The sequence below is a fragment of the Pseudovibrio sp. Tun.PSC04-5.I4 genome, assembly GCF_900104145.1.
Classification (GTDB): domain Bacteria; phylum Pseudomonadota; class Alphaproteobacteria; order Rhizobiales; family Stappiaceae; genus Pseudovibrio.
On record NZ_FNLB01000006.1, the window covers coordinates 284,349 to 309,680 of the forward strand.

Sequence of the window (25,332 nt, forward strand, 5' to 3'; positions counted from 1 at the left end):
TGTTTTGGTCTTGGGGAGGGATCAAATGTCCGAAGATATTCTGGCAACACTCGCAGGCCTTGCGGGTGGTGTTTTGCTTGGCCTTGCTGCGCGATTAGGGCGATTTTGCACGTTAGGGGCGATCGAAGATGTCCTTTACGGCAAAGAATGGCTGCGCATGCGCATGTGGGCCTTCGCAATTGCGATCTCAATTGCAGCGACCTTCATCCTCGCCGATCAGCAACTGATTGTGCTTGAGGAAACCATCTACCTGACCCAGGCATGGAACCCACTCGCAAGCATCGTTGGCGGCTTGATGTTTGGCTACGGCATGGCGATGGCAGGATCTTGCGGCTTCGGCGCTCTGGCGCGTTTGGGCGGCGGAGACATGCGGTATTTCGTTTTGTCGCTGGTGATCGCGATCTCGGCAGCCATGGCTGTTGGCGGACCGACGGCGTATTTGCGCGTTTTCCTCTTTCCGGTTGAGGCCGCCGAGGCAAAAACGACAGGCATTGCTCATGGTCTCTCGCAATTTTTGCAGATCTCGGAGCTTGTGATTGCGTTGGCAATCGCTGGTGCTATTGGCCTCTGGGCACTTTGGGCTAAGGAATTCCGAGGCAACGTCAAAGCAATCGCCACATCTACAACTGTCGCTCTGGCTGTTGTGTTAGGTTGGGTCGCAACAAGCTACCTCTATGAGGAAAGCTTTGAGGAAATTGGCGTTGCCAGCCACTCCTTCACAGTGCCTGTGGGTGATGCGCTTATGTATCTTATGACGTCCTCCGGTGGAGGTCTTTCCTTCGCAGTGGGCTCTGTTCTTGGCGTGTTAACCGGCGCGTTTCTCGGTTCCCTGATCAAAGGCCACTTCCGCTGGGAGGCCTGTGATGATCCGCGCGAACTTCGTCGGCAAATTCTGGGTGGCTTCCTCATGGGAACCGGTGGAGTTATCGCTTTGGGCTGCACAGTCGGTCAGGGCATCTCTGCCTTTTCCACACTGGCTGTGAGTGCCCCCGTTGTTACGCTTTCTATCATTGCTGGTGCTGCAATTGGCCTGAGACAGCTTGTGGTAGGGTTTCACTTCAGCTTCTGGCGGCAACAAACTTAAATCGATTTGTGCACAATGAACTTGTTTGTATTTGGCTAAAAAGTCACTCCTGGGCTAAATACGAGTCACCTAGGCTGACAAGGGGTTAATCCCTTATATTTTACTTGTGTTTGGCGGAGATTATCGCAATATTTCGGGCGGGTCGCTTTGGTGTACCAATACACCTTCGCGTTCCCGCAGGCTTAACTGGGCGGAACGGCTCAGTACGATTGGGAGCTCTCTATGATACGACCGACAAATGAAGCTCTGATCATGATCGATATTCAGAATGATTTCTGTCCGGGCGGCGCTCTCGCGGTCGCGCGCGGTGATGAAATTGTTCCTCTGGTGAACAAGCTGCAGAGCGAGTTCGCAGTCAAAATTCTGACGCAGGACTGGCATCCACAACAACACTTGTCTTTTGCGGACAATCACAACGAAAAATCCCACTATGATATGGTGGATATGTCCTATGGCCCGCAAGTTCTGTGGCCAGCTCACTGTATGCAAGGCACCTATGGAGCGGAATTCCATAAAGACCTGATCACCGACGACGCAGACCTGATCGTGCGAAAGGGCTTCCACCCCCATATCGACAGCTATTCTGCGTTTTATGAAAACGACCATACAACGCCAACGGGCCTGAAAGGGTATTTGCGCGAACGGGGAATAGAGAAGCTTCACATGGCCGGTCTGGCGACAGACTTCTGTGTAAGATTTTCTGCCGTTGACGCGGCGAAACAAGGCTTTAAAGTCACCGTACATCTGGATGCATGCCGAGCCATCGATCTGAACGGATCACTCAAAGAGGCTCTGACGGATATGCAGAACCATGGCGTTATATTTACTGGCGAATTAGTTTCACAATGATCGACATTGCTTCACGCGTTTATAATCACAACTGGAAAATTGATCCGATCATTCGGTCGCTGATTGATACTGATTTTTATAAGCTTTTGATGGCTCAAACAGTATTCATGAGCAAACCGAAAACGCAGGTCACCTTCAGCCTCATCAATCGCGCCCAGCACATTCCGCTGGCAAAATTGATTGATGAGCAAGAATTGCGCGACCAGCTGGATCATATCCGCACGCTCTCCCTATCACGCGGGGAAAGCACATGGCTGCGCGGTAATATGTTCTACGGCAAGCGTTCCATGTTCCGCTCTGAATTCATGGAGTGGTTTGAGAACCTCCGCCTGCCGCCGTATCACCTTGAAGTCAAAGACGATCAGTACGAGCTCACGTTTGAAGGCGACTGGCCCGCTGTGATGCTCTGGGAAGTTCCAGCCCTTGCCGTCCTGATGGAATTGCGCTCCCGCGCCGTGTTGAAAAGCATGGGCCGGTTTGAGCTGCAGGTGCTATACGCACGCGCCATGACCAAGCTCTGGGAAAAAGTGGAACACCTTCGCAAGGTTGATAGTCTTGCGCTAGCTGATTTCGGAACGCGCAGAAGACACTCCTACCTATGGCAGGATTGGTGTGTTCAGGCCATGCGAGAAGGTTTAGGTAAAAAGTTCGTCGGAACCTCCAACTGCCTGATTGCAATGCGCCGTGAAGTCGAAGCCATCGGCACCAACGCCCATGAACTACCAATGGTATATTCAGCGCTTGCCGAAAGTGATGAAGAACTGGCCGATGCTCCCTATCAGGTCCTCAAAGACTGGCAGGAAGAACATGACGGTAACCTGCGCATCATTCTGCCAGACACCTACGGCACAGAAGGCTTCCTGCAACGCGCTCCAGACTGGCTGGCCTCCTGGACAGGCATCCGCATCGACAGTGGTGACCCGGTAAAAGGTGCTGAAGCTGCGATCAAATGGTGGCAAAGCTGCGGTGAAGATCCATCGCGCAAGCGCATCATCTTCTCTGACGGGCTGGATGAAGACATGATCACCCACTTACAGCGTAAGTTTCAAGGCCGTGTACGCTGCAGTTTTGGGTGGGGCACCATGCTCACAAATGATTTCCGTGGTTTGGTCCCGAATGATGCGCTGGCACCGTTCTCCCTCGTCTGCAAAGCGATATCTGCAAACGGAAAGCCAACAGTCAAACTCTCAGACAACCCCAATAAAGCGATGGGGCCGCGAGAGGAAATTGACAGATACAAACGTGTGTTTGGTGTTGGGGAGCAGCAAAAACAAAAGGTCCTCGTCTGATAAATGACGAGGGCTCTTTCTCCTTTAAATAGTCCTCTTGCATAGTTTCCCTTTGCGTAAACTCCGTGTAGCATACGTCACTCAATAAAACGTAGGCTACTTGTTGCATGGGGGACGGACGCAATGAGACGATGGAACGGATGGGGCGATGATACGCACCAATCTGAGCTGGCTGGTTTTGCAAAAGACCTGATTGCGGACCTGCTGGGTGAGACGCACCCTCTGCCTGATGCAAGCTTACAGCAAGCAGTTGATCGTGTTCCTCAATCGCGAGCACCCGACCATCCGCTTTTAGATAAAACGCCCGAAACACGTATCAAACACGCAGCTGGCCAAAGTTTCTCTGATTGGCTTCAGATGCGCAGTGGCATGTTCAAACACATCCCGGATGCTGTCGCTTTTCCAGAAACAACGCAGCAGGTGCGCGAGCTTTTGGACTGGGCTGCGGACAAAGATATTATTCTTGTCCCATATGGCGGCGGTACGTCCGTTGTTGGTCACCTAGCATGTCCGGTTGGAGAAAAGCCCCAAGTCACCATTGCAATGACACGCATGAACCGCTTGCTGGAAATCGACAGGGAAAGCCAGATCGCAACCTTTGGTGCAGGTGTTCGGGGACCGGACCTCGAGGCGCAGCTGGCTGCCATCGGTTACACTCTTGGTCACTTCCCGCAAAGCTTTGAGCTTTCAACAGCTGGCGGCTGGGTTGTTACGCGCTCCTCTGGCCAACAATCTTTGCGCTATGGACGGATTGAGCAATTGTTTGCGGGCGGAACACTGGAAACACCGCGTGGAACCATGGTGATCCCAAGCATTCCAGCCTCCTCGGCAGGGCCAGATATCCGCGAGATGGTGCTAGGGTCCGAAGGGATACTTGGCATCCTCACAGAGGTTAAACTGCGTATTACGCCCATCGCCGAAACCGAGCAGTTCTATACGGTGTTCATGCCAGATTGGGAAAGTGGCGTTGCCGCTGTGCAAGCGATCACACAAGGCCGCATTCCACTTTCTATGATGCGCTTGAGCAATGCCACGGAAACGGATGTCAGCCTGAAGCTTGCAGTGCCGGAAAGTAAGCTCTCCAAACTCAATATGCTATTTAAGTTCAAAGGGCTAAACGATCAAAAGTGTATTCTGACATTTGGGCTGACGGGTTCCAAAAAGCAGGTTGCAGCCAACCATAAGCTGGCAAACGCTGCGCTCAAACAACACGGCGCTAAGAAAGTTCTCTCCAAAAAACTGGGCGATAAATGGAAGGAGGGCCGCTTCCACGGTCCTTATCTCCGGCACCCGCTATGGGAACATGGCGTGGCCGCTGATACCTTTGAAACAGCAATGGATTGGTCGGCGTTGCGGCCTTACATCAATGTCGTTGAAGAGAAGGTGACCAACGCGCTGAAAGAGCAGGGCATATCGGTCTTTGCATTCACGCACCTGTCTCACGTCTATGCGCAAGGCTCCAGCGCTTACACCACCTACCTGTTTCCGGTCGCCAGCACCTATGAAGAGACATTGGAGCGTTGGCAGACCATTAAGAAGGTCGCCTCTGAAATTGTGGTTGTCCATGGCGGCACCATCAGCCACCAGCATGGTGTTGGACGAGATCACGCACCTTATCTAAAGGCCGAAAAAGGGGCTTTGGGCATGAGCGCACTCGTTGCTCTGGCCAAAAATTTTGATCCAGAAGCACGAATGAATCCGGGTGTTTTGATCGCTAATGAACAAATGGGCATGAAGGAAATAGCATAGCTCATTTGCTTTTGGAGGAGGGGCCAATGGCAGGGAATAAGGAAGTCAGCAGACAAGATAAAATCAGCGGGTTGAAAAACCGCGACAAACCTTGGGACGTGGTGGTTGTTGGCGGAGGTATCACCGGTGCAGGCGTTGCCTTGCTGGCTGCTCGTGCGGGGCTGGATGTGTTGTTGCTGGAACAGCGCGACTATGCGTGGGGCACCTCAAGCAGATCCTCAAAAATGGTCCATGGTGGCCTGCGATATCTCTCACAAGGTGATTTCAGGCTGACCCGTGAATCGGTGGTTGAACGGGAACGGATGCTAAGGGAAGCGCCCGGCCTTGTTGAGCCTATGAACTATCTCTTTCCGTTTAGAGAAAAGCAGTTTCCAACACGCCGGATCTTTTCAATCCTGATGAATGTCTACGGGTATTTCGCGGGAAAGAGAGACCATAGGCAGCTGGATAAAGAGCAGACCTTGATTGCACTTCCCGGCTTGCGTGAAGATGGGTTGCTCGGCTCCACTCAATATGTGGATGCGCTTACAAATGACAGCCGTCTGGTGCTTCGCCTGCTTGCAGAAGCTCGGCGCAGCGGTGCTAAGACGCTCAACTACATCGCGGCAAAATCTATTGAAACAGACCGCAACCAGCTGAAGCAGCTTTGCGTGGAAGATCAGGAAACCTCTGAAACAATCACGATAACCAGCAAAACCGTTGTGAATGCAACCGGTGTATGGGCAGATAAACTGCGGCAACAAGTAGGGCAAGCCAAACGCATTCGCCCGCTGCGGGGCAGTCACGTCGTCGTTCCCTCTTGGCGGTTGCCAGTGCATCAATGCCTGACTTACCTCCACCCGCAGGACAAACGCGGGGTCTTCATCTATCCATGGCAAGGCCGAACGGTTATCGGCACGACAGATCTGGACCACAAAGCTGATCTCAAAACCGAAGCTGCGATCACCCAACAGGAAGTGGAATACCTGCTGGATGGAGCAAACAAAAACTTCCCCGGTGCCAAATTGTCTGAGGATGATGTGGTTGCAACATGGTCCGGTATTCGGCCCATTGTCGGTGATGAAAAAACCAATCCTGAAGACCTGCATCCCTCAAAAGCAAAGCGGGATCATGTTGTTTGGGATGATGACGGCTTGATTACAGCCACAGGCGGAAAGCTCACCACATTCCGCGTTATGGCCGAGGAAGTGCTGGAGCACTGCTCTACTTACGTCGACAAGCCGATCACTACGCAGGTAAATGCTGCTGTGTTTCGGGAGCTGTCTCATAAGCTGGAAACCTCCCAGCTTCCTCCTGACGAACAGCGGCGACTGCAAGGCTATTACGGCGACGATTTTTCCTCAGTGATTGCCGAAATGGAAGCTGGCGAGAAGACCCACATACCCGGAACCTATTGCTTGTGGGCAGAACTGGCTTGGGCAGCTCAACATGAAGAAGTCGTACATCTGGATGACCTCCTTTTACGCCGGACAAGAATTGGCTTGGTGCTGGAGCAGGGCGGGGCTGCACTTGCATGCGCAATTGAGGTGGCAGTCAGGAATAAACTGGGGTGGAGCACGGAAAAATGGGATGCTGAGTGGCTGCGATATACGCAAATCTGGCAGGACCATTACAGCTTGCCTCAAAACCGGCAATCCCCACACCAAACGCCAGAGCTTGAGGAGGCTTCTGCCGAATGACAGGTACACTCCTTGCCATAGATTGCGGCAGCCAGAGCATTCGGGCGCTTTTGTTTTCTCCCGATGGAACTTTGATGTTCAAGGTCCAAAAGCCTATTCAAGCCTATACCAATGAAAATCCGGGTTGGTCTGAAATCCAGCCTGAGGTCTTTTGGGATCTGTTGGGAGACGCCTGTCAGGAGCTATGGCAGTTAGGCGCTGACCCGAACACCGTAAAAGGCATGAGCGTCACAACGCAACGTGGGACGCAAATCGCAGTCGATGCGGATGGTACGTCTCTGCGTCCTGCAATCACATGGATGGATGAGCGCATTGAAAAACGACAAACACCGCTGCCGCTCCTCTGGAAAACGGTGTTTGGGCTCGCTGGTCTGTCTCGATCTATCAAAAGTGTCCGCAGCGAGTGTGAAGCCAACTGGATTAAGGTGAACCAACCCGAAATCTGGGAGAACACACATAAGTTTCTCCAAGTGTCCGGTTATCTCAACCACAAACTAACCGGCCTGTTCCGCGATTCAACAGGCGCACAAGTTGGCTACGTTCCCTTTGATTACAAAAAACAAAAGTGGGCCAGCCCCAACCATTTTCTCTGGAAATTATTTGCCGTAAAGCCAAGCCACCTGCCTGAGCTGGTTGAGCCGGGCAAGATCATCGGCCACCTGACACAAAAAGCAGCGCACCATACCGCTCTTCCAGAAGGACTACCGATTATCTCGGCAGCAGCCGACAAAGCCTGTGAAGTCCTCGGCAGCGGTGCAACAGACGCCACGGTTGGCTGCCTCAGTTACGGCACACGGGCAACGGCCACGATCCATTCTCGTAAGTATTTTGAGGTGGAGCGCCCTCTACCAGCCTATGCAGGCGGTGTGCCCAACATGTACACGCCAGAGGCCTCTGTCATTTTAGGCTATTGGATGGTGAACTGGTTCAAAGAGGAATTCGGCCACCCGGAGCAGGAAAAAGCCAGAGTTGCTGGCAGCCCAGTTGAGGTGTTTTTCGACGACCTCCTCAACAGCACGCCACCCGGTTCTCATGGCCTGACGCTCCTGCCCAAATGGGGCCGCGACAATGGCCGCTCCACACCGGTAAAAGGCGCGATCATTGGATTTGGCGATAGGCATACACGAGGCCATATCTACCGCGCAATCATTGAGGGCATCACCCTTGAATTACGGCGCGGCCTGAGCCGGATTGAACGAAAGAGCGGTGAGAAGATCACAGTCCTTCGTGTGTCCGGCGGTGGTTCTCAATCAGATGCGATCATGCAGATCACAGCAGATGTTTTTGGCCTCCCCACAGAGCGCCCACACACATTTGAAACAGCTGGCTTGGGCGCTGCCATTGCTGCAAGTGTTGGCGTTGGAATTCACTCAAGCTTTGATCAGGCCATGCAAGCAATGACCCGGCAAAGTGAAGTGTTTGAGCCGGACCCCAAAACGGTCCAGCTCTACCAGCAACTTTACAACAATGTTTATCTGGCAATGCCAGCGCGGTTGGCTCCGTTGAACAAAGCCCTGCGTAAAATAACAGGCTAGGCTACATCCTTGCGGGGGACAGGGATACGATGCGCCATGCCAGCCTTCGCCAAGGCCTGCACCTTCTTGGATGCTACAATTTCCTTTTTATTGGCAAAGACTTCATGGTTTTGGGAGATCTTTTGCAGATCATAAAGGTAGTTGACCATCACCCCGGCAGATTGCTTCTGGCCGTTGCCTGACGTGTCTGCCCCAACATGAACATCATGCACCAACGCACCATTATAAAGGTGAAAACGCGCCACAGGATCAAAAGGCAGATCATCCTTCCGTTTTGCATCCAACAAGTAAGTCGCAGCAATCTCCTGTAGCTCTGTCGCGTTGTCCTTAGGGATCTCAACGCCTTCCCGTTCAGCCCATTTGCAAAATGTTGGCAGCGGCGACAACGTCACAAACGTTTTGAGCTGACGAAGCTCACGCGACAAATCTTGCACCACCTGTTTGATGAGTGAATTGCCAAAGGAAACACCGGCGAGCCCGCTCTGGCAGTTGGAGATGGAATAGAAAACGGCGGTATCAGCGCCTTCAATTGAAATCACCTCCCGCTCTTCTGCCAGTACTCCTTGAATGGATGAGGGAACGCCTTTGGTGAGCGCAACTTCAACGAAGATGAGCGGTTCATCTGGCAGGGAAGGGTGGAAGAACGCAAAACACCGCCGATCCTCGGGCTGCAAACGGCGGCGAAGATCATCCCAACTGTCGATGGCATGAACAGCCTCATATGCGATGATTTTCTCCAAAATCTGCGCTGGGCTGTCCCAACTGATGGGCCTGAGAACCAGGAAACCCCTGTTGAACCATGAACTGAACAGATGCTTCAGATCTACATCCGTTCGGGCAAGGTCCGGTTGCTCTTTGATGAAAGTCAGCAGGTCCTTACGCATATGAACCAGCTGATGCGTCGCGCCTTCAATCTGGTTCAATCGCCGCGCCAGTTCCTGCCGTTTCGGTTCTGCTGCCACAATCAGTTTCCTGTAATTGGCTTCATCCGGCTTGGTTTTGTAGGCCTGCAGAGCCTCTTCCAGAGCATCAGGATCAATATCCATCTCGCTATTTAAAAACTCAAAGAACGCCTTCTTACCCTCAACATCCGAGGTGGAATACCCATCCAGAATCTCATGGGCAATGGCTGCACCGGACACATCTCCCTGACTGCTCATAAGGGCATGACAAAGCTCGGTAAGAGGACGGCCATCTCGCTTACCCGTAAAAACATAACGTCGATCAAATAAAGTAGAAAGCAAATCGGCCAGCAGGCTCATGGTGAGGTGTCCTGTAATTGCGCAGTGTAATATGCATCATTGAAACAACACGAACCTAACAAGGGATTTGAGCCAGCGGAATACAACAAACAGCTTAACAATGAAGTGAACCCTAACAGCGCCGGAACATCTGTAAATGAGAGTGCGCCGATCCTATCTGTGTTAAACAGAAGGACGATGGAGGGATACGATGAAGATCAATGGCGATTTTGATGTGAGAGCAGTTGAACTGAGCGACCAGATCCCATGGGTGGCCTCACCTATGAAAGGCGTAGACCGCCGTCCTTTGGACCGGTTGGGAGAAGAAGTCGCCCGTGCAACAACGGTTGTTCGCTTTGCTCCCGGTAGTCATTTTTCCCAGCATGTTCATACCGGCGGCGAAGAGTTCTTTGTGCTGGATGGCGTCTTTCAGGATGAGCACGGAGATTGCCCGGCAGGCTCTTACATCCGCAACCCTCCGCAATCCAAACACACACCAGCGTCAGAACCCGGCTGCACGATCCTCGTTAAACTCTGGCAATTTGATCTGGCTGACCGAACCCACATCCGCGTAGACACCAACAAGCTTGGCCGTGTTGAAGACGCCTCCAGGTCGGGCGTTTCTGTCTCTCCTTTGTTTTGCGATGAACGTGAAAATGTCCGCATGGAAAACTGGCAGGCGGGAGCAAGCCATCCAGTTGAAGCAGAAGGCGGGGCTGAAATTTTCGTTCTGGAAGGCTCAATTATTGAGGCTGACGAAACTCTCCCAAAACATGCATGGTTGCGCACACCCATTGGGTATGCGCTCAACATTAAAGCGGGGCCAGAAGGCGCTAAACTCTGGATTAAATCCGGGCACCTTCACTATGTAACCGCGCCTCATGTTGATTAAGCACACGGCTTAGAGTTGATCTTCCAGCCATTGCCTGCTGCTTTGCTCAACCTTGCTGCGGGCAGAAAGAATGTTGGCTACATGCTGCGGAAACGAGGAAAGCTCATAGGTCAGCGTATATTCAATCTGACCTTGATCTCCAGAAGGTACATACCGAAGCTGCTGCACGGCTGGTGTTGATCCCGAAAGAAACTCCGGCTTTTCCAGCCATGGTAAAGCCGAGAGTGTTGTCTCTTTAGGCAGCTGCATTTGAGCTGAGATGTCGTGGGGTGCTGCGAGCCTCTGCGAAACTTGCGTAGATATGGGTAGGCTCCATAAAACAGCAAGAAACCAGAGAAGAGCAGGGATCCGAATAACTTCGACAGCTTTCAACCGAAAGCGCCCTTCCAGAAATTGTGAAATCACCACAAGACCTGAGAGAATGAGCGCGACACCAAACACCAGTTGCGCGCCGTTAAGCTGGGGTGACAAGAATATGAACATCGTCACAAGCAGGATCAACAGGACAAATGATAGGCCGCAGTAAAGTCGTGTCGCAGCAGAGATGGACGGGTTGAACTTAGCTCTGTCCTTCGTCCCAGTTTTTTGCAGTTTACTCGCTGTTCTACGTCGATCCTCTGGGCGCCATCCCGTCGGCTTAAACCACAATCGAATTTTATCCCACCAGCTCTGCGTGTGAACACTGTCGCGAAACAGCATAGACCAGTGTTGCAGGTTGGCGGTGACGGGGTTCCATGTCTTCAACGGTGTCGTTGTGCCATAATGGCAAGGCTGAGCGTCCAACTCCGGTTGCCAGCTTCCAAACAACCGATCCCAAATAACAAGTGTACCGCCATAGTTTTTGTCGATGTAAATCGGGTTTTTAGCATGGTGTACACGGTGACTAGATGGAGTTGAGAACACACCTTCCATCAAGGGGATACGGTTAATTGCCTGCGTATGAAGCCAAAACTGATAGCCCTTGAGCACAAAAAACTGGATCAGGAAGACTTCGGGCGGACAGCCCAAAACCGCCAGTGGCAAATAAAATACCCATGAAAACGCATACTGGAACGCACTTTGCCGAAGAGCGGTGGTTAGATTGTATTCCTCACTTTGGTGATGGCCAACATGAGCGCCCCATAAAACATTGTAGGTGTGAGCAATGCGGTGGAACCAGTAATAACAAAAGTCCACGCCAAAGAAGAAGAGAACCCAAGTGGCCCAACCGGTTGAGGAAAAGTCAAACAGGCGGTGAAAGGACCATACCCAGATAAACACCGAAAATGTGAAGGTTTTCAAAAACGCGTCAGAAACCAGCAGGCAAATGCCCATGGAAAGGCTGGCAATATTATCATTGAAGCGGTGTAGGTCTCGCCCGTTGAGACGCAAGTAAGCATACTCAACCAGCATGAAAGACAAGAAGAGCGGTATCGCTAGCGCCGTCACATTGTAGTCTGCCATTGTTCCCCCACATAGCCGCTATGTTGACCATAACGTAAAGGGAGCTTTCGGTGCTGACAACAACAAATCTATAGGTGCCAAATTGCTATTCGCACAGAGATCCTCATACATATTAAGCAGAGAGTTAAAGCCCTTAACTTTGATTGCAGCACCCTTTACGCATCTGGCCATTGCCTGTTGGAGCAGCCGGAAATTGTAGTCTCACCATTTTCAGGAAACTATGCTTCAGCGATGGGAGCGGTAGTGCTCGCCCTGCGATAATATGCCCGCTGACTTGGTAGTCTATTGTATTCATGCGCACAAATGGAAATGACAGTGCGGCAACTTCGCACATTTAACATAATGTCTCTGCAAACTTTGTTTGAATTGCGCTAAGTTAATTGACAGGCAAGTAGGCGTGCCCTACTTAGCGGCCTTCAGATTTTCTGCAAGATCTGCGCACGTAAACTAAGCAAAATAGTCGATCATGTACTTGGGAGTGCAGTTGGTATTGGCCAGCTGGTTTCGCGCGCATGCCTTGTAGTCTTGAATAAACAACAGTGTTTTCTGAAAAAACAAAGATAACCACCAGGAGACCACATGAGCGAGCTGCTTCTTTCTACATTTGCAGGTTTCGTCATCGGCGCGATTTTCACGGCGATCAAACTTCCAATTCCTGCTCCGCCAGTTTTATCTGGTTGTGTAGCAATTCTAGGTGTTTGGGGCGGCCATAAGGTCATGCTCCTAATTGGTGAGCGCTTCTTCTCATAAGCGACCCCAAATACAACTCTTAAGGCGGTTGCTGATTTTTCAGCGCCGCTTTTTTTTGTGCTTGCATGATAAAGAAAGTGAAGTGTATATAAAAATAAAAATATTATTAAATGGAGTCATTCATGCAAGTCCTTCTTATCTCCGGGAGTACGCGAGAGCTTTCAATTAACAAAGTATTGTTGAGAGCCGCCGCTGAAGAAGCACAAAAACTAACCCACGATCCGGTCAATCTGGATGCGGAAGTAGCCTTATTACCCATTTTCCATCAAGAGCTTGAGGCAAATGACGCCTACAAAATCCCACTTGCAAAACTGAGAGCTCAGATTGAAGAGGCAGACGTCATTCTGATTGCCTGCCCGGAATACAACGGCTTTCACACGCCCCACCTGCACAACATCTTCACTTGGGCATCCAGAAGGGCAGAAGGACAAAAACACTCTGTTCTGGAAGGCAAAGTTGTCGGTCTTCTCTCCGCTGCACCTGGAGCATTTGGGGGGCTAAGAATGTTGCCGCGGTTAACATCATTTGTGGCGGACCATGGTTGTTGGGTTCATCCACGATACTTGGCAGTAGGCAATATGACTTCTAAGCTCGATGCGGATGGCAACGTCAACGATCCGGATACGCTCACCAAACTGAGCGCAATGATTGAGCAAATTTGTGGCATGTCTCAAATGAAGAAGACTGCAGAGCCAGCTTAACATCTCAGATTTTTTATAAAACGAAGACACCCGGTTCTGCCTAAGCGCCGGGTATTTTTGTGTCTGGTTGCGTTTGAGACTCTGATTACCGAACGTGCACTCTGACTAATCTGTGAGCATCTGACAGGACATCCGGCAACCAAAACTCTTCAGTCATCGTAATAATACACAATATATCAATAAGTTAAAACTTATGCGCTCCATGCGGTGTTCCTGGCATGCTGCTTGCTATTACAGGTGCAGACCAAGTTTGCACCAACACTGCGCGGAGAGGGGCAACCAAAGGAATTCACGAAGCCACGTAGGAGAGGCGGGCCTATCACTAGGTTTTAAGGCGAGTGAATTTCTAATCTGCGCGTGGAGGGGAGATGAAGAAAAATAACACATCTCCCCTTCGCAAACGCTCGAAAAGCAGTTTGCGTTGTTATGTGCGTCACCTTGCGTTTTTTGTAAGTTTATTGCGTTCTTAAGGATCAAAAGCATGGAGCTTCTTACCTCATTCGATGCCACATTGGTTTTTGGCTTCATCGTTACTTTTATGGCGCTCAACTTCACACCCGGTCCCGCGGTCCTGAAGGTGGTTGGTGACAGCATGTCAAACGGTATTGGTAAGACCCATGCCAGCATGGCGGGCGTGTTTGGAGCCAACCTTATGTATGCGCTGTTGGCGGCTGGTGGCATGAGTGCTTTGCTCTTATCCTTCCCCATTCTGTTCGAAACAGTAAAATGGATTGGCGTAGCTTATCTATTGTATCTTGCATATGGCTCGTTCAAAGCGGCCTTCACTGCCTCCTTGGGTGAAGCAAAAGAACACAAGCCAGCCTCTGCTCTCAGGCTATTTTTTACCTCATTCGCAATGCAGGGAGCTAACCCCAAATCTGTGCTGTCGTTCAGCGCAATGCTTCCAGTGTTTGCAGGTGAGGGAGATGGCATGGCTTTGCGTATGATGGTCCTGGCCCTCTTCAATATCGCGTTGGAATATCCAGCCCTGTTGTTTTACGCCTACCTTGGCACCAGAGCTCAAAAGTTTGCGGTCTCTGCCCGCTCTCGCGCCGCAATGGATGCCTTCGCCGGTACTGCTCTCACAGGCGCTGCCTACATGATCTCAAGGAGCTCTTTAAAAGCTCAGTAATGTGTTTTTCTTAGGTGAGGTCGAACTGAAAATTGCGTCTTCAACTCCGCCCCACCAATTCAGCGGGCATGTTTTATCTCTTGAGTTGAATAACTGGTCTAGTTTACTGGCAAAAATGATCAAACTGGAATGACGGGAAAAGCGCACAGGCAATGCTTAGGGGGCGAAGCTGGGGAAGTGCGAGCTGCATATTACACGTGTCCCCAAATCCTCTAATATTCAAGGGCCTATACAACCCCGCATGATGCGAAGTTAAGCTCGCTACATCCCTTCAAAGCTACCCTCAAAACTTGTATTGGAAAGTACTCGGAGACCAATCCGACAAGTAATACCAATTTTATTTGCTAGGTTTATTTGGGTTGTGCGGTGTTGACAGACCTGCGGAAGAAGAAGGTATGCTAGGCGCAAATATTCCCCAAAATTTGCGAGGAGGCGTACCCATGGAGACTGCTGTTTGTACTGATAGCTCTATCAGAATGGAAACATGGCGGACAGAGGATAGGCACATTCGCTGTGTTTTATCTGCCATGTGTGAGGAGCCGATCTCCAATTACACGCTCTGCTTCAGTATGTTGGCACCCTGTGAGGTAGTAGAGGGTGCCAACGTTCAAAAAATGACAGCAGGGTATATCGAGCTTCGGTTTGAGAATGACCGGCTTGGAACAGGGCAGGCGCTTGGGTTTACGCTTAAATACAAAAGCAACATGAACCCCACCAACCGCAGTTGGTTGCCAAAGGGGGCATATCTGCGCTCGGACGAGGGGGATATTCTACCGGTTCACATCGCTACGCGCGGTCTGGACGAAAGCTATTCTCAAAAACTCCCTGAAATACAGCCAGATGCAAACTCAGATCAATTGATGTTGGTGCCGGAACCACAAAGCTGGACCCCATCAAAGGGGCAGTTGGATATTTCCGCGGGGTTCAAGCTGGACAAGTCTTGGGATGCTGGCGGAGAGATGGACTGCGCTGACTCTGTTGAGGCACTGGCTGATCGCAACAATATAGGGCCGTTCCTGTCCGATGCCGGTATCTCGCTTCAGTATACCAACAAAGCCTTGCTGGTTGATGATGCGTATGAACTGACGATTTCAGCAGATGGTATTACGTTAAGTGCTGGCGGATCAGCTGGTGCGTTTTACGGCTGTATCACTCTTTTAAATTTGAAGGTGCTCCATGCGGGCACCATTCCATGTGGTCACATTTCTGATGCGCCTCGGTTTGAGTGGAGAGGACAGCATCTGGATTGCGCGCGCCATTACTACGAGCCGGAAACTCTCCTGCGCCTTGTCGACCTGATGGCCATGTTGAAACTCAACCGCTTCCATTGGCACTTCTGCGATGATGAAGCCTTCCGTTTGGAAGTGGAGAGCTATCCAGAGCTTTGGAAAAAGTCCGGCATGCGCGGAGAGGGACGTGTGGTTCCCGGAATTTACGGCGCAGCTGATGGCCCTCAAGGCGGCACTTATTCTATCGCCTTCGCCAAACGTTTGGTAGATCACGCCAAAGCGATGTTTGTGGAGGTTCTGTCGGAAATCGAAGTCCCTGCGCACTCTTGGGCTGGTCTGCAAATCCACCCAGAATTGCGGGAAGTTCAGGATGAGAGCAACGAAATCTCGGTCCATGGCTACCTTAATAACACCATAAATCCGGCATTGCCAGAAGCATGGACCTACATGGAAGCGCTGGCGAAGGAAGTCTCCAGCATCTTCCCGTTTGCACATTTGCATCTGGGGTGTGATGAACGCCCGCCAGCAGCGTGGACCAAATCACCAGCTATCGAAAAACTGAAAGCAGAACATGGCCTGAAAACCGCAGATGATGTTCAGGGCTGGATGATGGATAAGCTGGGGGCTTACGTTCAGTCTCTGGGTGTGCGCCCGGCTGCATGGGAAGAAGCAGCCAAAGGCGCGAACGGCGGCATCAACAACGATGCGATCTTGTTCTCATGGACCCAGCAGGGGCCGGGATTGGAAGCCGCACGCAAAGGTTACTCAGTGGTGATGACCCCGGCAGCCCATGCGTATTGGGATATTGCGCCAACAAACAACGTCAACGAGATCGGCCTCAACTGGGCAGGGATCACCAGTCTGGCTGACAGCGTCAACTGGGATCCAGTCCCAGAAAACGAGCCAGAGCTGGAAGGCAAGATCATCGGCGCGCAAGGGTGTTTGTGGTCAGAGGTTGTTTTGCGGGATGCGAACATGGAAACCATGATGTCTCCGCGCATTCTTGGTATCTCGGAGGTTGCTTGGGCAACCCGTGCCAACAAACCGAATGCAGACCGGATAGAGGAAAAGGCGGCCTGCTACGGCAGGCTGTTCTCCGCAATCGGTTGGCGTCAGGACGCGCGGGACTAAACATGAAACAAAGCTGGCCGGGCTTATGCGTTGCGAAGTTCGGCCACAAAATCATAGATATCGCCGCGATACACACCAATTGTCAGCTCGATAACCCGTCCGCTGGGCAGGTAGGCGGTTCTATCTATGTAAAGCGCTGCATCACCGGGTTCTACCTCTAGCATTGCCGCTTGTTCTTCAGTTAGTTTACACGCGGAAATCCGCTGAATAGCGCGAGACGGGCGAATGCCCTGCGCTGACAGCACCTCATAAAGCGATGTCACAACATCACCGGGGTTCGGCAAAAACTCGTTGGAGAGAGAACTGGTCTCAATGGCCATGGGTGTGCCATCCGCACGGCGCAAGCGCTTGATGCGCACAACCTGCTCACCAGACGCCAAGCCCAGTGAGACAATCTCCTCTGGCGAAGGTAGGTACGCGCCGCTCTCTAAAATTTCGGAGGAGGAGGTCATACCACGCCGGTGCATATCCTCGGTAAACGAGGTCAGGCGCGACAGGGAATGCTCCAGGCGCTGAACCTTTGGCGCGATGTAAGATCCGGAGCCACGACGCTGGATCACCAGACCGTCTTCAACCAGATGGCTGATGGCTTTGCGAATTGTGACACGGGATAAACCGGTCATTGTCGCCAGCTCACGTTCTGCTGGCAGAGTCGCATCCGCAGGCAATTGGCCGTTCTTGATTGCTGATTCGAGATGGCGTTGCAGCTGCAAGTACCGCGGTCCCCCGCTCTGGTGATGCCAGGACGTGGGAGAAAATAACTCAGAATATTGGGTCAGATTTGTCGCCATAGTGCCTGTCAGCCATCGTTATACTTCATGTTTAATAATACCTTTTTAAGACCAAAGCAAATTCCTGCGGTGAGAAAATAACGTTTAACCTCACAAAACCCGCAGTTTATGGCCTGTTATACAGCGGATAAAATTTAGGTAGTAAAATGGTAGACAAATGGATTTGTTTTGGTATTATTTTACTGTAATTCGCTAAATTACCTAGCTCGTCCAGCACTGGGTGGCACATAAAAGGTAAGTGCGGGATGGGGACCTGTAATCTACAGGAATTGGGGAGAGCGCATGACGAATGCGTCAGGAGAACTGCTGCCGTATAAAGGCGCGGCCAGCGGTTCCAAAACTAAAAACCAAGGAATGCTCAAAGGGCTTATGCGCTCTAAAAGCTTCTTCGCATGGGCGCTGATTGCTCCAGCAGCTTTATATTTGTTGGTTATCGTGGCATGGCCGCTGGTGGAAACAATCCGCCTGTCTTTCACAAACGCCAATATTGGCGGTGAAAGCTACATTGGCACGGCCAACTACGAAAAGCTTCTCAGCAGCCGTAAATTCGGCCAGACAGTGGGCAGAACGTTCTATTGGATGTTCCTGTCGGTCTCATTCAAAATCATTTTCGGGCTTGTTGGCGCAACACTGCTCAATGCAGCAATTCCGGGCCGGGCAATCTTCCGTATGCTGGTTATGCCGCCATGGATCGTTCCGGTCGCTATTGGGTGTTTCGGCTGGCTTTGGCTTTACAACGGCCACTTCGGCATCATCTCCGGCGTGCTGCAATACGTTGGTATTCTGGATGGCCCGTTTGAATTTCTGGCCTACAAAGACAGTGCGTTCTATTCCGCCATCATCACCGATGTCTGGGTTGGTTTGCCAATGGTGACCATATTCCTGCTGGCAGCGATTCAAGGCGTTCCGCGTGATTTGTATGAGGCTGCGTATGTGGATGGCGCATCGCGTTGGTACCGTTTCCGCCGCATCACCATTCCGCAGATCTTGCCGGTCATTATCACAATGACGCTGCTCTCGATCATCTGGACCTTCAATTCCTTCGAGATCATCTGGATCCTGACGGAAGGTGGGCCGCGCGCCGCCACAACAACGCTGATCATCGACACTTACAAGATGGCAATTGCAAACTTCAAATTCGGACAGGGCGCGGCTCGTGCTGTGATCATCGTATCACTGCTCAGCATGTTCTCACTGGTTTACCTGTTTGCGCTCCATCAGATCAAAAAACGTTTCGAGGCAGCTTAAGATGATGGACCGTTACTCGCTGCCACATAAAGTGTTCTTGTACTTCTGCATTGCACTTTTCCTTGGCTTCATTTTGTTGCCATTCTTTGAGATGTTCATGACCTCGCTGCGGCCTTTGGAACATCTGTTCCGCTCGCCCTACCAGTTCTGGTCTGATGACTTCTCATTCAATGCCTATGTTCGCATGTGGGAGACTGTTCCCATGCTGCCGCGTTACATCGCAAACAGCATGTTGATCTCTCTATCTGTGACAGTTCTGGCCTTGTTCTTCATCATTCCGGCGGCCTACGCGTATGCCCGGTTTGACTTCAAGGGCAAGTCCGTCAGCCTTGGTATCTTTCTGGCCGTAAACATGTTCTCCGGCGCGGTATTGCTTATTCCGCTCTACAAGCTTTTGAGAAACTACGGCTTGCTGAATACCTATTTCGCGATGATCGTTCCCGGTGCAGCCTTCCTGATCCCTATGGGTATCTGGTTGCTGAAATCCTATCTGGAAAAGATCCCGCGGGAGCTGGAAGAAGCAGCGTTTATGGATGGTGCAAGCCGTTTATACACCCTGCGCCGCGTGGTGCTGCCATTAGCAGTACCAGGCCTGATTGTTGTTGGTGTGGCTGTGTTCTTGTCTGCTTATGCGCAGCAGTTCCTGTTCGCGATCACGTTCAACAGCGTCAAAGACTACATGCCTCTGCCTGCGGGCATCCTTGAGTTCATTGGCTATCAGTCAGTCAATTGGAACGAGATGATGGCAGCCAGCATTGTTGGAATAATGCCCGTACTTATAATTTTCTTGTTTTTACAACGCTACTTGGTGGCTGGCCTTACGGCTGGCGCGCTCAAGGAGTGATATTAAAATATCACTGATTCCTGGGAGGAGAAATCATGAGAACTAAAGTGTTATTCGCAATGGCTGCAAGCGCAGCTGCGATGATTGCAGCTTCATCTGCACAGGCAGTAGAAGTAAACTACATCCGCTGTGGGAGTGACGGTCTGGATGCAGACCGTGCATTGATCAAAAAATTTGAAACGGCCAATCCGGGCGCCACAGTCAACATGGAAAGTCTTCCATGGGGCACATGTCAGGATAAATCACTTAAGCTCGCAGCTGCTGGTGACCCTGCCTCTGTTGCCTACATGGGATCCCGTACGTTAAAGCAGCTTGCTGAGAATGATCTGATCGTTCCAGTTGAGATTGCGGAAGATCAGCAAAAGAGCTACCAGCCGGGCGTTCTGAATACCGTGAGCTACCGCGACAAGTTCTGGGGTTTCCCGCACGCATTTTCAACCAAAGCCATGTTCATGAACTGTGGTTTGTTTGAAGAAGCTGGCATTGCATGTGAAGCACCAAAGACATGGGATGACATGTATGCGGCAGCTAAAACCATCAAGGAAAAAACGGGCAAAGCAGGTGTCGGTCTTACGGGTAAAGACTTCGACAACACCATGCACCAGTTCCTGAACTACCTGTACTCAAACGGTGGTCAGGTGATTGATCCGTCTACCAACGAGATCACACTGAACTCCAAAAACACATTGGAAACCCTGAAATTCTACGGCAAACTTGTAGAAGTTTCTCAAGATGGTCCAACTGCGTTTGAGCGGACTCAGGTGCGTGATCTGTACAATGATGGCAAAGTTGCCATGTACATTGATGGTCCTTGGGGACGAGCTCAGCATAAAGATGAGATCAACGAGAAAACCGTTCCAATGCCAGCTGGTCCAAGCGGTGTAAGCGGCACTCTGCTGATTACAGATTCCATTGTTGTCTTCAAAGGCTCAGGCCATGAAGACGTTGCAATGAAGTTTGCGCGTATGCTGACAAGCGGCGAATCTCAATATGCTGTTGACGGCAATCCCGGGTCTGAACTTGCTCCAATCCTGAAGTATGAAGAGCTTGGAATTGAGAAGCCTTACTACATGGATGACCCATACTGGAAAGTCTTCGTAGATCCGATCCAGACAGGTGGTCCAGAGCCTCTCTTTGTTGACTTCAAAGCTATGCAGACTGTCATGAACTCCATGATTCAGGGCATCCTCCTGAAAGACGATACTGCTGAAAATCTGGTGGCGATCGCTGCTGAAGAACTCGAAGAGTTCAAATAGGCAAAACCCGGAGAGGCTGGTTACAGCCTCTCCCCGTTAATCAGTGCGAGATGACAAATATGGCCACGCTTCAGCTAAAAAATATCGTAAAATCATTTGGACCAACAACTGTCTTGAAAGACGTCAGTCTGGCGATTGAAGACAAAGAGTTTGTTGTATTTGTTGGCCCCTCTGGCTGCGGAAAGACAACCCTGTTGCGGATCGTGGCTGGTTTGGAAGAGGCAACGGAAGGGTCTATTCTGATCGACGACATCGACGTCTCAGAAGCCCACCCGATTGACCGCGGAATTTCCATGGTGTTCCAGAGCTACGCGCTCTACCCGCACTTGTCAGTTTATGAAAACATTGCCTTCCCGCTGCGTGTCGCCAAGCGCCCGGAAAACGAAATCAAAGAACGCGTCAACAAAGCAGCATCCATTTTGCAGCTGGAAGAGCGCCTGCAGTTCAAACCGGGCCAGCTTTCCGGTGGTCAACGCCAGCGTGTTGCTATTGGTCGTTCCATCGTGCGCAACCCAAAGGTCTTCCTGTTTGATGAGCCGCTGTCCAACTTGGATGCTGCCTTGCGCGGAGACATGCGTGTTGAGCTCTCCAAGCTGCACAGAAGCCTTGATACCACGATGATTTACGTGACCCACGATCAGGTGGAAGCCATGACAATGGCAGACCGCATCGTGGTGCTCAATGGCGGTATTGTGGAACAGTGCGGCAGCCCGATGGATCTCTACCTGCACCCACTCAATAAATTTGTGGCAGGCTTCATTGGCCATCCGAAAATGAATTTTATGCCGGCCATCGTTGGCCGTGTTGAAGAGCGCTTATTGCATGTGCAGCTGAAAGACGGCGGCACCATGAGTATCTCTGTTGATACGGCTGGTCTGACGGCAGGCGAAACAGTTGATGTGGGCATTCGTCCAGAACATGTTCGTTTGGATGAAAACGGCCCGATCAGCATGGAAGTGGATGTGCTGGAACGGCTAGGCGCAACCTCGATAGCTCATGGCAAGGTGCAGGGCGATGCTCCGTTCTGCTCAAGCTTGCCGGGCATCGCAGATATCCGAGAAGGCTCCACCATTAAACTGAGTGTGAAGCCGGAAGATGCCTACGTCTTTAACAGTGATGGTCAAGCTCAGCAGCGGTTGGCTGCTCTGGAACTTGCATAGGAGAAACGCATGCGTATCGTCGTAGTAGGCTTAGGCTTGCGCGCAATCAGCGTGTTAGAGCGGTTACAAGCTCATATGAGCGAGGCGGAAGTGGTCGCCTATGTCGATCCACAACCCTACCAGATTGAGCGCCTCAAAAATCACGAGGCCATCAAGGCTTATGACAGTCTTGATGAGATGCTGACTGGCGAAAAGGCAGACCTGTTGTTCGTTGGGTCTCCTAACCACATGCATCTGGACCACATCCGAAGCGGTCTGAATGCTGGCATCAAAATGTTTGCAGAAAAGCCTGTTGTCATCTCCATGAATGAAACCATGGAACTGGCCGAGCTGCTCTCCAAACATGGTTCTGATCAGGTTCTGATCGGGCTGGTTCTACGTTACGCACAACATGCAAGAGACTTGCTTGCTGCACAAGCCGCTGGCCAGATCGGGGAAGTTGTCTCCATTGAAGCCAACGAGCATATCGCACCTTATCATGGTGCCTTCTTTATGCGCGACTGGCGCCGCCACACCAAATATTCCGGCGGCTTTATGTTGGAGAAATGCTGTCACGATCTCGACATCTACAACATGGTAACAGGCTCACGCCCGATCCGCGTTGCAAGCTTCGGTGGGCGTAAATCATTCACACCAGAAAACGCGCCCGCAAAAGATGTAGATACGCAGGTGTATCACCAGAAAAAATCCATTTGGGAAGCAACGGATGACCCGTTCTTGTCCGATGGCGACATTGTCGATCACCAGACTGCAATCTTGGAATACGAGAGCGGCGCGTCCATGGCGTTCCACACCAACATCAACGTACCGGACGAACATCGCCGGTTCTGTGTGATGGGAACCAAAGGCATGGCCGAGGGCGACTTCATGCGCGGCTATCTCAAGGTAACAGACTCTCACACCCGCAAAACATTGGTGGATGAGGATTACTCCAAGTCCATCGATCGTCCGGGTGCTCACTACGGCGCAGATGACATGATGTGTCAGGACCTCTGCGCATACCTGCGTGGTGAAATGGAAAGCCTTCCAGTGTCCGTCGTGGATGCCTTGGAAGCAGGCGTGGCTGCGCTCGCACTGGATCAGGCGCGCACCAGCAAACAGGTCGTGGACCTCACCCCATTCTGGGAGAAGTTTGACAGCTTCAATCTGCGTGGGTCCGCAGCAACAAACAAAAAGATGGAATCGGTATAGTGACCAAACTCCCCGGCGCGTTCATGCGTGCTGAGATAGATCAGGCAATTCCTGCATTTGCTGAAGGGGTTCGTCAGAACCTCACAGCAACTGCAACGGCAGTAAACCTCGCCGCAGTTGATGCGTTTTATACCATCGCGCGCGGCAGTTCGGATGCAGCTGCAAACCTGATCTCCTATGAATTTATGGCGCAGTTGAAGAAGCCGGTAACAACTCTGCCGCCTTCAGTATTCAGCTTGGGGAACGGATTGCAGCTGGGCAATGCGGCCGCTCTGATGTTCTCTCAATCTGGAGGGAGCCAGGATCTGGTCAGCGCTGCAATCGGATTCAAGTCAGGTGGCGGTAAAACAATTGCGCTGACCAATACATTAGGCTCGCCGCTCGCCAATGAGGCCGATGCGTGTGTTGACATCAAAGCAGGTGTTGAACAGGCTGTTCCTGCCACCAAAACAGTCATTTGCACCATTGCAGCAGGCATGGCGCTGCTGGCTGCCTTGAAGCCGGACTATGCGGCAGCATGTGAAGCGGCTGCAAAAGCTATGCTCGCCAGCGCAGATGCCAAACTTGGTCAGGCTGGCCAGCTCATTGCTGCGCTGAAAGAAACCCAGCATGTCTATGTGATCGGGCGTGGATGTGGTTTTGGCGCTGCCCATGAAGTGGCTCTCAAGCTGAAGGAAACCACTGCTATTCATGCAGAGGCCTATTCAGCAGCAGAAGTCCTGCATGGTCCTCTGCAATTGGCAACCAAACCGCTAAGCGTGATCATTTTAGACACCGGCGAAGACGCGAGCCAGCAAAGCCTTGGCCTTGCAGAAACGCGCTTTAAGGCTGTTGGCGCCAACGTATTCCGCCTAACCCCGCAGGATGTAGGGGCGCAGGGGCTAACACCAGCTGCAAGCTCTGCCATGCTGCTACGAGCCATGTACCCTGTTATTTTGGAAATTGCGCTCCAGTTAGGGTTAGACCCTGATCAACCGGAAACGCTGTCTAAAGTTACTGTAACTATCTAATAATAAGAAGGAATGTCGCAATGGTCGATCTGACCAAATGGGCAACTACGCGCGAAATTCAGGCTCAGCCGGAAATCTGGACCCTTTGGGGCCAGCATCTCTCGACCTCAATTGAGGAACTAAGAGAATGGGTCAGGAAATCTGGCGCGACAGAAATCTGGTTCTGTGGGGCCGGGACATCTGCCTATATCGGCGATATCCTATGCCGGGCGTTGGATGCCACATCAGATCTGCCGTTGCGCTCTGTTCCTTCAACTGATCTTGTCAGCGCCCCGCAAGCGTTCCAACGCAAGGGTGTTGTTCCCCTCGTTGTCTCCTTCGGGCGCAGTGGCAATTCAACGGAATCCATCGGCACGCTGGACCTGCTCGATGCTGTGTTCCCCGCTGCCCCGCGGCTCAACATCACCTGCAACAAAGACAGTGCATTGGCAACGCGCCAGCCAGCATCGGGTGCAGACCAAAAGGTTATCCTCCTGCCTGACCAATGCCACGACAGTGGCTTCGCCATGACCTCCAGCTTCACCACCATGGTGCTGACAGCCCTATCGGTATTTGGACAGGACAGCGTTGAGCAGATAGCAACCAACATGGCAGAGCTGGGCCATGCAGCAGAAATGATCATCGCAGACAGTGATCGCTTGTCACAAAAGATCACGGCACCCAAACGTGCAGTCTTTGTTGGGTCAGGGCCGCTTGCGTTCGTCGCCCGCGAAAGCGCACTGAAGGTGATGGAACTGGCAGCCGGCAAAATCCCGTCTATCTGGGACAGCTCATTAGGCTTCCGCCACGGCCCTAAGTCCTTTGTGACCGAGGGAACCAAACTCTTTGTGTTCATCTCCAACAACCCACATTCCCGCAAATACGATCTGGATCTGATCGCGGAAGTCAAAGCCCAGTTTGGCGGTGATGCGGTCATTTCTATTGGCAACACAGCACAGGCAGATGTGCATATTCCCTGTACTCTGGATGATGGCTGGACCTCTGTTCTCAACGTTCTCATTGCTCAGTGGCTTGGCATTGTGTGGTCTAACCAACTCGGTATGAACGTTGATAATCCGTTTGAGGGGCAGGGCACACTCACCCGCGTTGTCAGCGGCGTTAAACTCTACGCGTTGGAAGAGGCCTGAG

At 51.6% G+C, this 25,332-nt stretch carries 21 protein-coding genes; 18 read left to right on the forward strand and 3 right to left on the reverse strand.

Annotated features, from left to right (window positions below):
- The first annotated feature begins 25 nt into the window (after nt 1-25).
- From BLS62_RS06360 to BLS62_RS06385, 6 genes are all read left to right on the forward strand, one after another.
- On the forward strand, nt 26-1,084 hold the full coding sequence (locus BLS62_RS06360) for a YeeE/YedE family protein (RefSeq protein WP_093178316.1): 1,059 nt from the start codon (nt 26-28) through the stop codon (nt 1,082-1,084).
- A 222-nt stretch (nt 1,085-1,306) separates the two neighbouring features.
- Entirely contained in the window at nt 1,307-1,933 is a 627-nt protein-coding gene (gene pncA / locus BLS62_RS06365) for a bifunctional nicotinamidase/pyrazinamidase (protein WP_200798480.1), read from the forward strand.
- Entirely contained in the window at nt 1,930-3,222 is a 1,293-nt protein-coding gene (gene pncB / locus BLS62_RS06370; protein ID WP_093178319.1) for a nicotinate phosphoribosyltransferase, read from the forward strand. The genes pncA and pncB overlap by 4 nt, the downstream gene beginning before the upstream one ends.
- 123 nt (nt 3,223-3,345) lie before the next feature.
- A complete protein-coding gene (locus BLS62_RS06375; RefSeq protein WP_093178322.1) occupies nt 3,346-4,971 on the forward strand; it encodes an FAD-binding oxidoreductase in 1,626 nt (541 codons plus the stop codon).
- Nucleotides 4,972-4,997: 26 nt separating this feature from the next.
- A complete protein-coding gene (locus tag BLS62_RS06380) occupies nt 4,998-6,650 on the forward strand; it encodes a glycerol-3-phosphate dehydrogenase/oxidase (RefSeq protein WP_093178325.1) in 1,653 nt (550 codons plus the stop codon).
- The gene (locus BLS62_RS06385) at nt 6,647-8,185 is read left to right on the forward strand and encodes an FGGY-family carbohydrate kinase (RefSeq protein WP_093178328.1); all 1,539 of its coding nucleotides are present in this window, start codon (nt 6,647-6,649) and stop codon (nt 8,183-8,185) included. Before BLS62_RS06380 ends, BLS62_RS06385 begins: the two co-directional genes overlap by 4 nt.
- Here the strand turns inward: BLS62_RS06385 and BLS62_RS06390 are convergent.
- The gene (locus tag BLS62_RS06390) at nt 8,182-9,447 is read right to left on the reverse strand and encodes a malonyl-CoA decarboxylase (RefSeq protein WP_093178331.1); all 1,266 of its coding nucleotides are present in this window, start codon (nt 9,445-9,447) and stop codon (nt 8,182-8,184) included. The genes BLS62_RS06385 and BLS62_RS06390 overlap by 4 nt on opposite strands.
- A gap of 190 nt (nt 9,448-9,637) precedes the next feature.
- Between BLS62_RS06390 and BLS62_RS06395 the strand changes: the two genes are divergently transcribed.
- On the forward strand, nt 9,638-10,318 hold the full coding sequence (locus BLS62_RS06395) for a cupin domain-containing protein (protein WP_093178334.1): 681 nt from the start codon (nt 9,638-9,640) through the stop codon (nt 10,316-10,318).
- Nucleotides 10,319-10,327: 9 nt separating this feature from the next.
- On the opposite strand, the gene BLS62_RS06400 is transcribed toward BLS62_RS06395, so the two are convergent.
- Entirely contained in the window at nt 10,328-11,761 is a 1,434-nt protein-coding gene (locus tag BLS62_RS06400; RefSeq protein WP_093178337.1) for a sterol desaturase family protein, read from the reverse strand.
- 579 nt (nt 11,762-12,340) lie between these two features.
- Between BLS62_RS06400 and BLS62_RS06405 the strand changes: the two genes are divergently transcribed.
- From BLS62_RS06405 to BLS62_RS06420, 4 genes are all read left to right on the forward strand, one after another.
- Nucleotides 12,341-12,511, forward strand: coding sequence for a XapX domain-containing protein (locus tag BLS62_RS06405; RefSeq protein WP_093178339.1), 171 nt, complete (start codon nt 12,341-12,343; stop codon nt 12,509-12,511).
- Nucleotides 12,512-12,633: 122 nt separating this feature from the next.
- Entirely contained in the window at nt 12,634-13,212 is a 579-nt protein-coding gene (locus tag BLS62_RS06410) for an NADPH-dependent FMN reductase (protein WP_093178342.1), read from the forward strand.
- Between the two features lie 481 nt (nt 13,213-13,693).
- A complete protein-coding gene (locus BLS62_RS06415; RefSeq protein ID WP_093178345.1) occupies nt 13,694-14,344 on the forward strand; it encodes a LysE family translocator in 651 nt (216 codons plus the stop codon).
- Between the two features lie 440 nt (nt 14,345-14,784).
- The gene (locus BLS62_RS06420) at nt 14,785-16,704 is read left to right on the forward strand and encodes a beta-N-acetylhexosaminidase (RefSeq protein WP_093178348.1); all 1,920 of its coding nucleotides are present in this window, start codon (nt 14,785-14,787) and stop codon (nt 16,702-16,704) included.
- 23 nt (nt 16,705-16,727) lie between these two features.
- Here BLS62_RS06420 and BLS62_RS06425 read toward each other — a convergent pair whose 3' ends face one another.
- Nucleotides 16,728-17,495 carry a GntR family transcriptional regulator gene (locus tag BLS62_RS06425; protein ID WP_093178350.1) on the reverse strand — a complete coding sequence of 256 codons (768 nt, stop codon included), beginning with the start codon at nt 17,493-17,495 and terminating at the stop codon, nt 16,728-16,730.
- 369 nt (nt 17,496-17,864) lie between these two features.
- Here BLS62_RS06425 and BLS62_RS06430 point away from each other — a divergent pair, with 369 nt between their 5' ends.
- Genes BLS62_RS06430 through BLS62_RS06460 form a run of 7 tightly spaced genes read left to right on the forward strand, consistent with a single transcriptional unit; the run spans nt 17,865 to nt 25,331 of the window.
- Entirely contained in the window at nt 17,865-18,743 is an 879-nt protein-coding gene (locus tag BLS62_RS06430; protein WP_208991113.1) for a carbohydrate ABC transporter permease, read from the forward strand.
- A 1-nt stretch (nt 18,744) separates the two neighbouring features.
- A complete protein-coding gene (locus BLS62_RS06435; protein ID WP_093178356.1) occupies nt 18,745-19,587 on the forward strand; it encodes a carbohydrate ABC transporter permease in 843 nt (280 codons plus the stop codon).
- 35 nt (nt 19,588-19,622) lie between these two features.
- Nucleotides 19,623-20,843, forward strand: a complete 1,221-nt coding sequence (locus tag BLS62_RS06440; protein WP_093178359.1) for an ABC transporter substrate-binding protein — start codon at nt 19,623-19,625, stop codon at nt 20,841-20,843.
- 59 nt (nt 20,844-20,902) lie between these two features.
- Nucleotides 20,903-22,003 (forward strand): ABC transporter ATP-binding protein, encoded by a 1,101-nt coding sequence (locus BLS62_RS06445; RefSeq protein WP_093178362.1) that lies wholly within the window; start codon nt 20,903-20,905, stop codon nt 22,001-22,003.
- Between the two features lie 9 nt (nt 22,004-22,012).
- Nucleotides 22,013-23,194 carry a Gfo/Idh/MocA family protein gene (locus BLS62_RS06450; RefSeq protein ID WP_093178365.1) on the forward strand — a complete coding sequence of 394 codons (1,182 nt, stop codon included), beginning with the start codon at nt 22,013-22,015 and terminating at the stop codon, nt 23,192-23,194.
- Nucleotides 23,194-24,204, forward strand: a complete 1,011-nt coding sequence (locus tag BLS62_RS06455) for an SIS domain-containing protein (RefSeq protein ID WP_093178368.1) — start codon at nt 23,194-23,196, stop codon at nt 24,202-24,204. Before BLS62_RS06450 ends, BLS62_RS06455 begins: the two co-directional genes overlap by 1 nt.
- Nucleotides 24,205-24,224: 20 nt before the next feature.
- Nucleotides 24,225-25,331, forward strand: coding sequence for an SIS domain-containing protein (locus BLS62_RS06460; protein ID WP_093178370.1), 1,107 nt, complete (start codon nt 24,225-24,227; stop codon nt 25,329-25,331).
- The last annotated feature ends 1 nt before the right edge of the window (nt 25,332 follow it).